At 76.1% G+C, this 13,144-nt stretch carries 12 protein-coding genes; 7 read left to right on the top strand and 5 right to left on the bottom strand.

Annotation, left to right across the window (positions count from 1 at the left end; genetic code table 11):
* Positions 1-76: 76 nt before the first annotated feature.
* Both glpK and AB8M62_RS13065 read right to left on the bottom strand, forming a co-directional pair.
* Positions 77-1,618 carry a glycerol kinase GlpK gene (gene glpK, locus AB8M62_RS13070; protein WP_369055491.1) on the bottom strand — a complete coding sequence of 514 codons (1,542 nt, stop codon included), beginning with the start codon at positions 1,616-1,618 and terminating at the stop codon, positions 77-79.
* A 79-nt stretch (positions 1,619-1,697) separates the two neighbouring features.
* Positions 1,698-2,540: an MIP/aquaporin family protein gene (locus tag AB8M62_RS13065; RefSeq protein ID WP_369055488.1), complete on the bottom strand. Its 843-nt coding sequence runs from the start codon at positions 2,538-2,540 to the stop codon at positions 1,698-1,700.
* A 190-nt stretch (positions 2,541-2,730) separates the two neighbouring features.
* Here AB8M62_RS13065 and AB8M62_RS13060 point away from each other — a divergent pair, with 190 nt between their 5' ends.
* From AB8M62_RS13060 to AB8M62_RS13040, 5 genes are all read left to right on the top strand, one after another.
* Positions 2,731-3,264, top strand: a complete 534-nt coding sequence (locus AB8M62_RS13060; RefSeq protein ID WP_369069842.1) for a diguanylate cyclase domain-containing protein — start codon at positions 2,731-2,733, stop codon at positions 3,262-3,264.
* A 100-nt stretch (positions 3,265-3,364) separates the two neighbouring features.
* The gene (locus AB8M62_RS13055) at positions 3,365-4,738 is read left to right on the top strand and encodes an MFS transporter (protein ID WP_369069841.1); all 1,374 of its coding nucleotides are present in this window, start codon (positions 3,365-3,367) and stop codon (positions 4,736-4,738) included.
* Between the two features lie 11 nt (positions 4,739-4,749).
* Positions 4,750-5,592 carry an SDR family NAD(P)-dependent oxidoreductase gene (locus tag AB8M62_RS13050; protein ID WP_369069840.1) on the top strand — a complete coding sequence of 281 codons (843 nt, stop codon included), beginning with the start codon at positions 4,750-4,752 and terminating at the stop codon, positions 5,590-5,592.
* A gap of 121 nt (positions 5,593-5,713) precedes the next feature.
* Positions 5,714-7,354 carry an ATP-binding SpoIIE family protein phosphatase gene (locus AB8M62_RS13045; protein ID WP_369069839.1) on the top strand — a complete coding sequence of 547 codons (1,641 nt, stop codon included), beginning with the start codon at positions 5,714-5,716 and terminating at the stop codon, positions 7,352-7,354.
* Between the two features lie 116 nt (positions 7,355-7,470).
* Entirely contained in the window at positions 7,471-7,917 is a 447-nt protein-coding gene (locus AB8M62_RS13040) for a VOC family protein (RefSeq protein ID WP_369069838.1), read from the top strand.
* Here AB8M62_RS13040 and AB8M62_RS13035 read toward each other — a convergent pair.
* From AB8M62_RS13035 to aroQ, 3 genes are all read right to left on the bottom strand, one after another.
* Positions 7,881-8,552: a hypothetical protein gene (locus tag AB8M62_RS13035; RefSeq protein ID WP_369069837.1), complete on the bottom strand. Its 672-nt coding sequence runs from the start codon at positions 8,550-8,552 to the stop codon at positions 7,881-7,883. The two genes, AB8M62_RS13040 and AB8M62_RS13035, sit on opposite strands and share 37 nt — an antisense overlap.
* 16 nt (positions 8,553-8,568) lie before the next feature.
* Positions 8,569-10,233, bottom strand: a complete 1,665-nt coding sequence (locus tag AB8M62_RS13030) for an FAD-binding oxidoreductase (protein WP_369069836.1) — start codon at positions 10,231-10,233, stop codon at positions 8,569-8,571.
* A gap of 97 nt (positions 10,234-10,330) precedes the next feature.
* A complete protein-coding gene (gene aroQ, locus AB8M62_RS13025; protein WP_369055473.1) occupies positions 10,331-10,771 on the bottom strand; it encodes a type II 3-dehydroquinate dehydratase in 441 nt (146 codons plus the stop codon).
* Between the two features lie 107 nt (positions 10,772-10,878).
* On the opposite strand from aroQ, the gene AB8M62_RS13020 reads away from it, so the two are divergent.
* Positions 10,879-11,493, top strand: a complete 615-nt coding sequence (locus AB8M62_RS13020; RefSeq protein WP_373694936.1) for a DNA-3-methyladenine glycosylase I — start codon at positions 10,879-10,881, stop codon at positions 11,491-11,493.
* Between the two features lie 167 nt (positions 11,494-11,660).
* The gene (locus AB8M62_RS13015) at positions 11,661-13,037 is read left to right on the top strand and encodes an NAD(P)/FAD-dependent oxidoreductase (protein ID WP_369055471.1); all 1,377 of its coding nucleotides are present in this window, start codon (positions 11,661-11,663) and stop codon (positions 13,035-13,037) included.
* Positions 13,038-13,144: the final 107 nt, after the last annotated feature.

Below are 13,144 nucleotides of genomic sequence, written 5' to 3'. Positions count from 1 at the left end.
GCGCTCGGCGCGCGGTGCGCGCACCGGGTGCGCGGGCGGTCCGCCGGACTCCCGGGGACCGCCCGCGCGGGCGGCGTCAGTCGACGTCCACCCAGTCCAGCGTCCGCTGGACGGCCTTCTTCCAGCCCTTGTAGCCCTCGGCGCGCTGCTCGTCGCTCCAGGAGGGCTCCCAGCGCTCGCCCTCGTTCCAGTTCTCGCGCAGCTCGTCGGTGTTCGCCCAGAACCCGACGGCCAGGCCGGCGGCGTAGGCGGCGCCCAGCGCGGTCGTCTCGGCCACCACGGGCTTGGAGACCGGCACGCCCAGGACGTCGGCCTGCAGCTGCATGCACAGCTTGTTGGCCGTGATGCCGCCGTCGACCTTGAGGACCTCCACGTCGACGCCGGAGTCCGCGCTCATCGCCTCGGCGACGTCGCGGCTCTGGTAGCAGATGGACTCCAGCGTCGCGCGGGCGATGTGGGCGTTGGTGTTGTACCGGGACAGGCCCACGATCGCCCCGCGCGCGTCGGAGCGCCAGTACGGCGCGAACAGGCCGGAGAAGGCGGGGACGAAGTAGCAGCCCCCGGAGTCCTCCACCTGCGCGGCCAGCGACTCCGACTGCGAGGCGCCGGAGATGATGCCCAGCTGGTCGCGCAGCCACTGCACGGCCGAGCCCGTCACGGCGATCGAGCCCTCCAGCGCGTACACCGGCGGCTGGTCGTCGAACTGGTAGCAGACCGTCGTCAGCAGCCCCGCCTTGGAGCGCACGAGCTCCGTGCCGGTGTTCAGCAGCATGAAGTTGCCGGTGCCGTAGGTGTTCTTGGCCATGCCGGGGTCGAAGCAGACCTGCCCGACCATGGCGGCCTGCTGGTCGCCGAGGATGCCGGTGAGCTTCACCTCCCCGCCCAGCGGGCCGTCCGCCAGCGTGGTGCCGTACGCCTCGCTGCACGAGGAGGGCTTGATCTCCGGCAGCATCGAGCGCGGGATCCCGAAGATCTCCAGCAGCTCGTCGTCCCAGTCCAGCGTCTCCAGGTCCATCAGCATGGTGCGGCTGGCGTTGGTGACGTCGGTGACGTGGACGCCGCCGCGCGGGCCGCCGGTGAGGTTCCACACCAGCCAGGAGTCGGTGTTGCCGAACACCGCGTCCCCGGCCTCGGCGGCCTCGCGCACCCCGTCGACGTTCTCCAGGATCCACTGCACCTTGCCGCCGGAGAAGTACGTGGCCGGCGGCAGGCCGGTCTTCTGCCGGATCTTCTGCCCGCGCTCGTCGCGGTCCAGCGCCGCGGCCAGGCGGTCGGTGCGGGTGTCCTGCCAGACGATCGCGTTGTAGTACGGGCGGCCGGTGCGCTTGTTCCACACGACGGCGGTCTCGCGCTGGTTGGTGATGCCGAGGGCCGCCAGGTCGCTCGCCTGCAGGTTCGCCTGGCGCAGGCCGGACTGGACGACGGAACTGGTGCGCTCCCAGATCTCGACCGGGTCGTGCTCCACCCAGCCGGGCTTGGGCATGATCTGGGTGTGCTCGAGCTGGTACTTGGCGACCTCGTTGCCGCCGTGGTCGAAGACCATGAACCGGCTCGACGTGGTGCCCTGGTCGACGGCACCGACGTACTGGGGACCGTCGGGGTTGGCGCTGTTGGCCATGGTGGTGCTCCTGCCTCTCCGCTGGGGCTGGTGGTCCGTGCGGCCGGCCGGGGCCGGCCCGGGGTCGGTCGGTCGTCGGTCAGTCGTCGGTGGGCACGCGGCCGCTGGGCTGGTCCGCCGAGGCGAGCGGCGGCAGGTGGCGCTCGACGAGGACCTTGTACAGGGCGCCGCCGAGCACGCCGCCGATCATCGGGGCGACGACGGGCACCCAGAAGTAGAAGGCGCCCCCCGGTTCCCGCATCGCCGTCTCGTACCCGGTGAGGAAGCTGGCCAGGCGCGGCCCGAAGTCGCGGGCGGGGTTGATGGCGTAGCCGGCGTTGCTGCCCCAGGCCATGCCGATGCCGACGACGATGAGGCCGATGATGAACGGGGCCAGGTTGGCGCCCGGGGCCGTCGCGCGGACCTCGGTCACGGCGAAGATGAGGAACACGAGGATCGCCGTGCCGACGACCTGGTCCAGGAACGCGGTGCCGATGGTGACGCCCTCGCCGGGCAGCGTGGAGAAGATGCCCTGCGTGTCGAACGTGGTGCCGGGGTCGACGGTGGCGATGGCGTCCGCGTACACCCAGCGGATCAGCAGGGCCGCCGCGAAGGCGCCGAGGAACTGGGCGAGGACGTAGGGGGCGACCTTGCGCGCCGGGAACCCCTTGAAGACGGTCAGCGCCAGGGTGACGGCCGGGTTCAGGTGCGCACCGCTGGTGCGGCCGGCGACGTAGACGCCGAAGACGACGCCGAGGCCCCACGCCCAGTGGATGGACTGGTCCTCGCCGACCCCGCCGGCGACGACCTGGGCGACGACGCCGACGCCGAAGAGGATGAGGATGCCGGTGCCCGCGAACTCGGCCAGCATCTCGCCCCCCAGCGACGTCACCGGCGCCGGCCGGGGCGGCGACGAGGCCGAGGAGGACGTGCGTTCTGCCATGAGGAACTCCCCGTTGAGTCGGTCTCCCGCGGCGGTCCGCCGCGTGGGCTGGACGCTAGGTCGGGGCCCGGGGGCCGTCAACGGAGCGCGTTCGACGATGCCGAACGATCCGTGCGCGGCGGGACCGCGCGCCGGGCGGGGCGCGGGAGGCGGGCTCAAGCCGCGCGCCGTCCGTGCCGACACCCCGGGGATGACCCCGCCGACGACCCTGCTCAGCCCCGCCGCACCGCCGACCGCCCCCGCCGCCACGGGCCCCACCGGGTCCGCCGCGCCGGCGGCGCACCGGGTGCTGCGCGAGGAGCTGCTGCGCGCCGTCGACGCCGACGCGCGCTGGGGCACCGCCACGGGGCTGCTGCTGCTGGCCGTCGACGGGACCGCCGCCGACGACGACTGCGCCGGGGCCGTCGCGCAGCGCCTGCGCACCGCCGTCCGCTCGCGCGACCGGTGGCTGACCCTCGGCGGGCGCTCGCACGCCCTGCTCCTCGTCGACCTCCCGCCCGCGCTGGGCGAGGCGTCCGTGGACCGCGCCGCCGACGCGCTGCTGCACGCGCTGGAGTCCGCCGAGCGCACCGCCCCGCAGCGCACGGGCCTGCGCGTCAGCGTCGGCGCCGGGCTGGCCGCCGGCGGCGCCTGCGACGCCGACGACCTCCTGGACCTGGCGCTGGACGCCCTGGCCGCCGCCCGCGCCGCCGGCGGGCACTGCGCGCGGCTGCGCACCGCCTGACCCCCGGGCCCCCGCACGCACCGTTCGCCGGGCGCACCACCCGCCGGTCCCGCCCGGCCGGTGACCTGGCAGGCTCGGGCACGGGTGCGCCGGCGCACCCGTGGACCTCGATGCGGACCGGGTGGAGATGAAGGACTACCTCGGCGTGCTGCGCAACCCGCGCGCGGCACGGCCGTTCGCCGCTGCCGTCGTGGCGCGGCTGCCCGTCTCGATGGCCCCCCTCGGGCTCGTGCTGCTCGTGCGCGGCCTGCGCGACGACTGGACCCTGGCGGGGGTCGTCGCGGGCGCCTTCGCCGTCGGGGTCGCCGTCGGCTCGCCGTTCTGGGGCCGCGGCCTGGACCGCTACGGCCAGCCGCGCGTCATCGCCGCCACATCCTGCGCGAGCGCGGCGTTCCTGCTGGCCCTGACGCTGGCGACCGCCGGTCCCGTGCCCGGGCCCGCGCTCGTCGTGCTCGCCGCCCTGGTCGGCGGCACGTTCCCCCCGGTCAGCCCGGCCATGCGCGCGGCCTGGCGGGTCGTGCTGCCCGACGTGCGCCAGCAGCGGCTCGGCTACGCGCTGGACGCCGTCGCCGTGGAGACCCTCTTCGTCGGCGGCCCGCTGCTGCTGACGCTGCTGCTGGCCGTCACCTCGCCGCTGGTGCCGATGCTGGCCACCTGCGCCTTCCTCGCCGGCGGCGGGCTGCTCTACGCGCGCACGGAGGCCGCCCGCAGCCTGGGCTCCGGCGCCGTCCCGCCGCCGACCCCCGAGCCCGGGCCGGCCGGGGACGCGGCCGCGGCGCCCGGCCCGCCCGCCACCGCCCCGCCCCTGCCGGCGCCCGTCCCCGCACCCCGCGGGCGCGGCCGCTCCACCCGCGAGGTGCCCGTGGCGCTGACCGCCGGCGTGCCCGCGGCGCTGCTCGTCCTGGCCGCCATGAGCATCGGCTTCGGCCTGCTGGACGTCTCGCTGGCCGGCCTGGCGGAGGTCGTGCTCGGCTCCCCCGACAAGCTCGGCTTCATGTTCGCCGCCATCGCCAGCGGCAGCGCCCTCGGCGGGCTGCTGTACGGCGCGCGGCAGTGGCGCTCGGAGGAGCGCGTGCGGCTGCCCGTCATCCTCGGCGGGTTCGGCTCCGGCACGGCCGTCCTGGCCGTCGTCGCCTGGCGCCCCGACCCCTCGATGCTCGTGCTGGTGCCCGTCCTCTTCTGCGCCGGGCTGTTCATCTCGCCCAACCTCATCGTGCTGCAGAGCCTCGTCGACCACCTCGCCCCCCGGCACCGGCTCGGGGAGGCGCAGGCCTGGCTGTCGACGTCGGTGACCGCGGGCGGCGCCGTCGGCAACGCCCTGGCCGGCCGGCTCATCGACACCACCGGACCGCAGCTGTCGCTGGCCGCGGCGGCCGCGGCCGTCCTGCTCGGCGCCGCGCTGGCCCTGCTGGCCCAGCCGCGCTGGCGGGCCCTGCTGCGCCCGGCGCCCGGCGCCGCCGCGCGGCTGTCCTAGGGTCTGCGCCCATGACCGCCACGCCCGTCACCGCCCGCCCCACCGCGCTCGTCACGGGCGCGACCGCGGGGCTCGGCGCCGGGTTCGCCCGGGCGCTCGCCGCGCGCGGGCACGACCTGGTGCTCGTGGCCCGCGACACCGAGCGGCTGGAGAGCACCGCCGCGCAGCTGCGCACCCGGTACGGGGCCGGCGTGGAGGTGCTGCGCGCCGACCTCTCCGACCGCGAGCAGCTGCGGGCCGTGGCCGACCGGGTCGCCGACCCCGCCCGCCCCGTCGACGTCCTGGTCAACAACGCCGGCTTCGGCCTCAAGCAGCGCTTCGTCGACGGCGTCCCCGCCGACCACGAGCGCATGTTCGACGTCCTGTGCCGGGCGGTCATGGTCCTCTCGCGCGCCGCGACCGGCGCGATGGTGCCGCGCGGGCGCGGGCACGTCCTCAACGTCGGCTCGGTGGCCGGCCTCGTACCCGGCGGGGGGCACTACTCGGCCGCCAAGGCGTACGTCATCGTCCTGACCGAGACCCTGGCCGGAGAGCTGCGCGGGACCGGCGTCAGCGCCACCGTCGTCGAGCCCGGCTACGTGCGCACCGAGTTCCACACCCGCTCCGGGATGCGCCGCGGCGGGCGCTCGGGCCTGACGGACCGGATCTGGCTGGACGTGGACGACGTCGTGGACGCCGCGCTGGACGACCTGTTCGCCGGGCGCCCCGTCAGCGTGCCGACCCGGCGCTGGAAGGCGGTCTCCGCGCTGCTGGACGTCGCCCCCCGCGGCCTGGTGAGCAGGGTGTGGAACGCCGCCCCCTCCGGCGCGCGGCGCCGGCACCCCGAGCGGCCGGCCGGGCACCCCGAGGGCTGAGAGCCACGTCACCCCCCGCCTTCGTGAACGCAAGGTGGTGATCCGTCACTTCTAGTAACCTGCAGAGGTGGATCGGGGGACCTGGGCCGACGTCCGGGAGCCGGGGAGCGGGAGCGCCGACGTGCACGCGCAGCGGTCCCCCGGGGACGCCGACCGGGCCGAGGCGCTGCGGCTGGCCGCCGTCCGCGACTGGGTCGACCTGACCCGGCCGCCGCCGGTGGAGCTGCAGGCCGTCGTCCGGCTCGCCCGCCGGGTCACCGGCGCCCCGCACGCCGTCGTCAACATCATCGACGAGCACCTGCAGCGCCAGCTCGCCGCCGACGGCTGCGAGCGCGGGGAGTGCGCCCGCGAGGACTCCATGTGCCACTACGCGCTGCGCGCCGGGGGCCTCGTGCACGCCCCCGACGCCCGCCGCGACGTCCGCTTCGCCGCCAACCCCTGGGTCGACGGGCGCCTGGGCGCCGTGCGCTCCTACACCTCCGCACCGCTGGTCACCCCCGAGGGGCTGTCCCTGGGCACGCTGTGCGTCTTCGGCGAGCAGGTGCGCGAGCTGACCGCGCAGCAGCGCGCCGACCTGGCCGACCTCGCGCACCTCGTCGTCGGGGTCTTCGCCCGCGAGCGCGCCGCGCGCCTGGAGGTCGAGAGCGCGCAGGCGCTGCGCCAGGCCCAGCGGGCCGCCGAGACCGCCCGCGCCCTGCAGACCGCCCTCCTGCCCCGCGGCCTGCCCACCTCCCCCGCCGTCAGCCTCACCAGCCGCTACCTGCCCGGCACCGACGGCGTCGACGTGGGCGGGGACTTCTACGACGCCGTGCGCACCGACGGCGCCCTCGTCCTCGTCATGGGCGACGTCCAGGGGCACAGCACCGCGGCCGCCGCCGCCATGGGGCAGGTGCGCACCGCCGTGCACGCCTACGTCAGCGAGGGCCACGACCCCTGCACCGTCCTGGAGCGCACCAACCGCCTCGTGCAGGACCTCGAGGGCGACCTGTTCGCCACCTGCTGCCTCGTGCGCCTGGACGAGCGCACCGGCGAGGTCGTCGTCGCCAGCGCCGGGCACCCCCTGCCGCTGCGCTTCGCCCCCGGGCACGTGGAGGAGCTCGACGTCGAGCCGGGACCCCCGCTGGGCGTGCAGGAGGAGACCGTCTACACCGAGGCCCGGCACCGGCTGCCCGGCGCCGCCCGCCTGCTGCTGTACACCGACGGCCTCGCCGAGTGGGCCCGCGGCGGGCCCCTCGACGGGTGGGACGCCGTCGCCGGCACCCTGCGCGCGCACGCCGACGAGGACGCCGGCGCGCTCGCCGACCGCCTCCTGGCGCCCGTCGCCCACGTGCGCGCCGACGACGCCGCGCTGCTCGTCGTCGACTACGCCGGCCCCGCCTCCGGCGCCCTGGAGGCGCGGCTGCTGCTGCCGGCCGACCCCCGCGCCGTCGCCGTCGCCCGCGACTACCTGCGCGCCACCCTGGACCGCTGGGACCTCGCCGGGACCGTCGACGCCGCCGAGCTCGTCGTCTCCGAGCTCGTCACCAACGCCGTGCTGCACGCCGGCTCGGGCGCCGCCCTCACGCTGCGCCACGACGCCGCGCTGGCCCGCCTGTCCGTGGGCGTCGACGACACCTCCACCAGCCAGCCGCGCCCCCGCGACGGCGGCGAGGACGCGCTCGGCGGGCGGGGGATGCACATCGTCGACGTCGTCGCCGACCGGTGGTGGGTCGCGCCGCGCGGGGACGGCAAGACCGTGTGGGCGGACCTGCTGACGGCGTGAGGCGGGACGCTGCTCGCGCCGGTGCCGGCGCCGGTGCCGGTGCCGGTGCCCGTGCCGGTGTCGGGGCGGCGCGGTAGGACGGGGCCACCCGACCGCCCCGCCCGAGGAGGAGCCCGATGAGCGGCCACCCGCGCCTGGTCAACACCGTCCTGGACGCCACCGACGCCCGCGAGCTGGCGGAGTTCTACCGCCGGCTGCTCGGCCTGGTCTACCGCCCCGGCGACGAGCCGCCCGGGTCCGGCGCCGACGGCGGCCCCGACGGACCCGACTGGCTGGTGCTGCTGACCCCCGAGGGCCAGCGGATCCTCGCGTTCCAGCGCGTCGAGACGCTGCACCGCACCACGTGGCCGTCCCCGGACGTGCCGATGCAGATGCACCTGTGCTTCGAGGTCGAGGACCCCGGCGACCTGGACCACCAGCGGCGGCGCGCCGAGGAGATGGGCGCCCGGCTGCTGCTGCACCGCACCGACGAGCCCGAGGAACCCCTGTACGTCCTGGCCGACCCCGCCGGGCACCCCTTCTGCCTCTACACCCACCCCGACGGGGAGCCCGCCGCCGGGTGAGCGGGCTGGCCGGGACGCCGCGGAGGGCCCAGCGCACCGCCCGCGACGTGCCCGGCCAGCAGCTTCGCGACGTGCACGGGCGCGAACCACGGCGCGCTCGGCGAGCCGCCCAGCGCCCGGTCCAGCACGACACCCCCGGCCGCGGCGAGCAGCCCCGTCGCCCGGCGCGCCCGGACCGGCGCCGCTTCCACGGCGGCCGCCGCCAGCAGCACGTAGGCGTGCTCGGCGCAGGCGCGCCCCCAGCGCGGCCGCCCGTCGCGGCGCTGGTCCAGCAGCGCCACGACGAACGGGTGCAGGTGCAGCGCGCAGAACAGCAGCCGGCGCCCCGCACCGTGCTCGGGGCGGTGGTACCAGCGCACCGCGGACGGGGTGTTGTTGCACCACACCCCGCCCCACAGGTCCAGCGCCAGCAGGCGCAGCACCACGACGTCCGCCCGGCCGGTCCGGGACGGACCGACGAGGCCGGCCGGTGCGGTGGGCGGTGCGGTGGGCGGGGCGGTGGGCGGGGCGGCCAGCCGGGGCGCCAGGAGCGCCCCGGCCAGGCCGGCCGCGAGGGTGCCGGTGTTCTCCCGCGCCGAGGCGCCCGGTCCGGCGACGTCGTCCCAGGCGGCCCGCAGGCGCCCGCGCGCGCTCACCGGCGACCCACCGGCCTCAGTCGACGACGGCGCCGGGGTTGAGGTTGCGGCCCGGGTCGACCCCGGCGAACAGCGCGCCGACGACCTCCACCCCCGCCTGCGAGACGTCCTCGGCGATCCACGGCTTGTGCTCGCGGCCCACCGCGTGGTGGTGCGACAGCGTCCCGCCGTTGTCGATGAACGCCTGCTGGATGGCGCCCTTGACGACGTCGTAGGCCTCCAGGCCGTCGCGCTCGGCCGGCGGCTGGAACGCGAACGTGAAGTACTGGCAGGCGCCGATGTGGTAGCTGTGCGAGAGGTGGCAGAAGACGAAGCCCTGCGTGCCGACCTCCGCGAACGCCTTCTGCGCGGCCGCGACCACGTTGTCGTGCAACGTCTTCAGCGTCGCCCACGACGAGGAGGTCTCCGACACGTCGCCGTACGCGCCGCGGTCCAGGATGAAGTCGCGGATGTAGGGGGTGTCGAACTTCTTCTGGTCGTACAGCGTGCCCGGCCCGGACCCGACGCCGAACCCGCCGTGCCGCTTGACGATCTCGCCGACGAGCTGCTTCTGGCGCTTCACGTGCGCGGAGGACCCCTCGTACCCGATGAACGACAGGCACATCCGCGACAGGTCGAAGCCCTTGCGCTTGCTGGCGTACAGCTTCACCGCGCGGTTGAGCAGCTGGGAGACGCGGCTGCCCCTCTTGGACGTCGCCATCGTGAACTGCGTCTCCATCTCGTCGGAGACGCGGGTGATGCTGGGCGAGGCGTCCGAGGCCGCGATGTCGTGCATGGCGGCCAGGCCGCTGGCGTAGTCGGGGAAGAAGTAGGCCAGGATCACGCGCTCCTCGGCCAGGCGGTGCACCTGCACCGTCGCCTCGGTGATCAGCCCCAGGCGGCCCTCGCTGCCCAGGACCATCTCGCGCAGGCTCGGGCCGGCCGACTGCACCGGCACGCGCCGGGTCGCCAGGACGCCCTTGGGCGTCACCACCCGCACGGCGCGGGTGATGTCGGCGATGTCGCCGAAGCGGTCGGACTGCATGCCCGAGGAGCGGGTGGCGATCCAGCCGCCGAGCGTGGAGTGCTTGAAGCTGTCGGGGAAGTGCCCCAGCGTCCAGCCGCGGGCGTTCAGCTGCTCCTCCAGGTCCGGGCCCAGGGCGCCGGCCTGGATGCGCGCCAGCTGCGAGGTCTCGTCGACCTCCAGGACCAGGCGCAGGCGGCCCATGTCCACCGACACCACCGGGCGCGTCTCCTCGCGCGGCGCCTCGAGGCTGCCGACGATGTTGGAGCCGCCGCCGAACGGGATGACGACCGCGTCGTGCTCCAGCGCGACGCGCAGCACGGCCTCCACCTGCGCCTCGTCGCCCGGGTAGACGACCAGGTCGGGCAGGCGGCCGAAGTCGCCGCGGCGGATGCGCACCAGGTCGCGCATGCTCTTGCCGTAGCAGTGCACGACGCGGTCCAGGTCGTCGTCGTGGACGTGCTCGGAGCCGACGGCCGCGACGAACGCGTCGCGCAGGGGCGCGGGCGCCCGCGGGGCCGGGACGGTCAGCTCGCTCAGCTCCGGCACGCGCACCGGCGGGGCGTCGAAGTCGATGCCGGCCATCCGGCGGGCGAAGGGCGCCAGCGCCGGCTTGTCCTCGTGGTGGAAGGCGACGCCCTCCTGGCCCCAGCCGTACCACTTCATGTGCTCGACCACTGCGTCTCCCCGCTCCCCCGCCCCGTCGGGCGGCCGTGCTGCCTGCTCGCTGCGCTGACCGGCAGAGCGTACGCGCGCCCTGCGACACGGGGGTCGTTCAGGCGGACGGGCCCGAGCGCCCCGCCAGCCAGCGCACCGCCGCCGCGTACCCGTCGGTGCCCATGCCCGCGACGACCGCGGTCGCCACCGGCGAGACGTACGAGCGGCGGCGGAAGTCCTCGCGCGCGTGCACGTTCGACACGTGCAGCTCCACCAGCCCCGCGCTCAGCTCCGCGCACGCGTCGCGCAGCGCCACCGACGTGTGCGTCCACGCCGCGGGGTTGAGCACGACGGGCACCCGCTCGTCGGCGGCGGCGTGGACCCAGCCGAGCATCTGCGCCTCGTCGTCGGTCTGCCGCAGCTCCACCTCCACGCCCAGCTCGGCGGCCAGGCGCTGCAGCTGCGCGTCCACGTCGGCCAGCGTCGTGGTGCCGTAGACCTCCGGCTGGCGGACGCCGAGGCGGCCGAGGTTGGGCCCGTTGAGCACGAGGATGCGCACGGCGCGACGCTACCGCCGCCCCGCCCGCGGGCGCCCCGCCGGGCCGCGCCGGGCCGCGCCGGCGCCCGCGCCGCTCTCGTGTCGGAGCCGGCTGCCAGGGTCCGCCCGTGCCGCCCACCGCTCCCGCCGCCCCGCAGCCGCCCGACGAGCACGCCGGCCAGGCGCCCCCGTTCCGCTGCTTCGGCACGGGGGACCCGCTGTACGAGCGCTACCACGACACCGAGTGGGGGCGCCCGGTGCGCGGGGACGCCGCCGTCTACGAGCGGCTGGTGCTGGAGGGCTTCCAGTCGGGGCTGAGCTGGATCACCGTGCTGCGCAAGCGCGAGGCGTTCCGCGCCGCCTTCGCCGGCTTCGACCCGGCCGTCGTCGCCGGGTACGGCGAGCAGGACGTCGAGCGGCTGCTCGCCGACGCGGGCATCGTCCGCAACCGCGCCAAGGTCGAGGCCGCGGTCGCCGGTGCCCGCGCCACGCTGCGGCTGGCGGAGACCGGGCCCGGCCTGTCCGAGCTCGTCTGGTCGCACGCCCCCGCGCCCGGCCGGCCCGCCCCGCGCGTCCCGGCGGACGTGCCGGCGACGACGCCGGAGTCGGTCGCGCTGGCGGCCGCCCTCAAGCGCGCGGGCTTCCGGTTCGTCGGGCCGACCACCGCGTACGCCGCGATGCAGGCGCTCGGCGTCGTGGACGACCACCTGGCCGCCTGCCCCGCCCGCGGCGGGGGCCGGTGAGCGCCCGCCGGTGAGCACCCGCCGGGGCGCTCCCGGCGGGCCCGCCACCCCCGCGGCGTCACGCCCCGGCGACAGCGTGGGAGGATCGTGTCCGACGTCACGGCAGCCGCGGGTCCGCGAGGCACGGCGCCGGGAGACCAACACCGCACAGACAGAGGGGTAGGCGCGTGGACGAGCGCAAGCGTGTCGTCATCGTCGGAGGCGGCTTCGCCGGGCTGTACGCCGGGCGCAAGCTCGAGAAGCTGCTGCCGGCCGGGACGACCGAACTGGTCATCATCAGCCCGACGGACCACCTCACGTACAGCCCGCTGCTGCCGGACGTGACGGCCTCGGTGCTCGAGCCGCGCCACGTCGCGGTCTCGCTGCGCCAGGCGCTGCCGAAGCACCGGCTGGTCGTCGGCCACGCCACCTCGGTGGACCTGGAGGCCAAGACCGTCACCGTCTCGCGCAGCGAGCGCGGCCAGGTGGACGAGGGCACCCAGGTCATCTCCTACGACCGGCTGCTCCTGGCGCCGGGCTCCATCACCCGCCGCTTCCCCATCCCCGGGGTGTCGGAGTCCGCGCGCGGCGTGAAGACGATCACCGAGGCCGCGTTCGTGCGCGACCACCTGCTCTCGCAGCTGGACGCCGCCGACTCGCTGCCCTCCGACCCCCGCTTCGACGCCGAGCGCGCCGAGCGCATGACGGTCGTGGCGGTCGGCGCCGGCTACACCGGCACCGAGATCGTCGCCCAGACGCACCGCTGGCTGACCCGCGTGGCCGACCGCTGGAGCAACATCGACGTCAAGGACGTCCGCTGGCTGCTCATCGACGTCGCGCCCGCCGTCCTGCCCGAGCTCGGGCCCCGCCTCGGCGAGTACGCCCTCGGCAAGCTCAAGGGCCGCGGCATCGACATCCGCCTCGGGGTCTCCGTGGCCAGCGTCGAGGGCAACGTCATCAACCTCACCGACGGCACCCCGGTGCCCTCGCGCACCCTCATCTGGGGCGCGGGCATCGTCGCGAACCCGCTCATGGGCACCCTCGGCCTGCCGCTGGACCGCGGCCGCCTCGTCGTCGACGCGCAGATGCGCGCCGCCGACGACGTGTGGGCCGTCGGCGACGCCGCCGCGACGCCGGACCTCGCCAAGGAGAAGCCGGCGGACGGCCCGCAGCCCGTCACCCCGCCCACCGCCCAGCACGCGCAGCGCCAGGGCACCCAGGTCGGCAAGAACATCGCCGCCAGCCTCGGGGTCGGCATCGCCAAGGACTACGTCCACAAGGACCTCGGCCTGGTGGCCGACCTCGGCGGCACCACCGCCGTGGCCAAGCCGCTGGGCGTCGAGCTCACCGGCCTGCCCGCCAAGATCGTGGCGCGCGGCTACCACCTGTACGCGCTGCCCAGCATGGCCAACCGGGTCCGCGTCCTCACCGACTGGGCGCTGCACGCGCTGCTGCCGGTGCAGGCCGTCGCGCTGAACCAGACCCGTCCGGAGGACGCGCTCATCCCCACGGCGCAGAACACGGACATCTACCCCAAGGCCGAGGACAAGCCGAAGGTCGGCTGACCCCCGGCACGGCCGGTCAGGAGGGGCGCCCCCCCCCCCGGGTGCGCCCCACCTGGCCGTCCGGGCCCGCCCGGCCCGCAGGGCGTGTGCCGGTCATCGCTCACGGT

The organism is Kineococcus terrestris (assembly GCF_041020755.1).
GTDB lineage: Bacteria > Actinomycetota > Actinomycetes > Actinomycetales > Kineococcaceae > Kineococcus > Kineococcus terrestris.
Note: the sequence above shows the minus strand (reverse complement) of the source record. Positions and strands in the feature narration are given on the sequence as shown.

What these genes read in the sequence shown, in the direction of transcription:
- glpK (WP_369055491.1), bottom strand. Translation starts at nt 1,618, where the DNA reads ATGGCCAACAGCGCCAACCCCGACGGTCCCCAGTACGTCGGTGCCGTC.
- AB8M62_RS13065 (WP_369055488.1), bottom strand. Translation starts at nt 2,540, where the DNA reads ATGGCAGAACGCACGTCCTCCTCGGCCTCGTCGCCGCCCCGGCCGGCG.
- AB8M62_RS13060 (WP_369069842.1), top strand. Translation starts at nt 2,731, where the DNA reads ATGACCCCGCCGACGACCCTGCTCAGCCCCGCCGCACCGCCGACCGCC.
- AB8M62_RS13050 (WP_369069840.1), top strand. Translation starts at nt 4,750, where the DNA reads ATGACCGCCACGCCCGTCACCGCCCGCCCCACCGCGCTCGTCACGGGC.
- AB8M62_RS13040 (WP_369069838.1), top strand. Translation starts at nt 7,471, where the DNA reads ATGAGCGGCCACCCGCGCCTGGTCAACACCGTCCTGGACGCCACCGAC.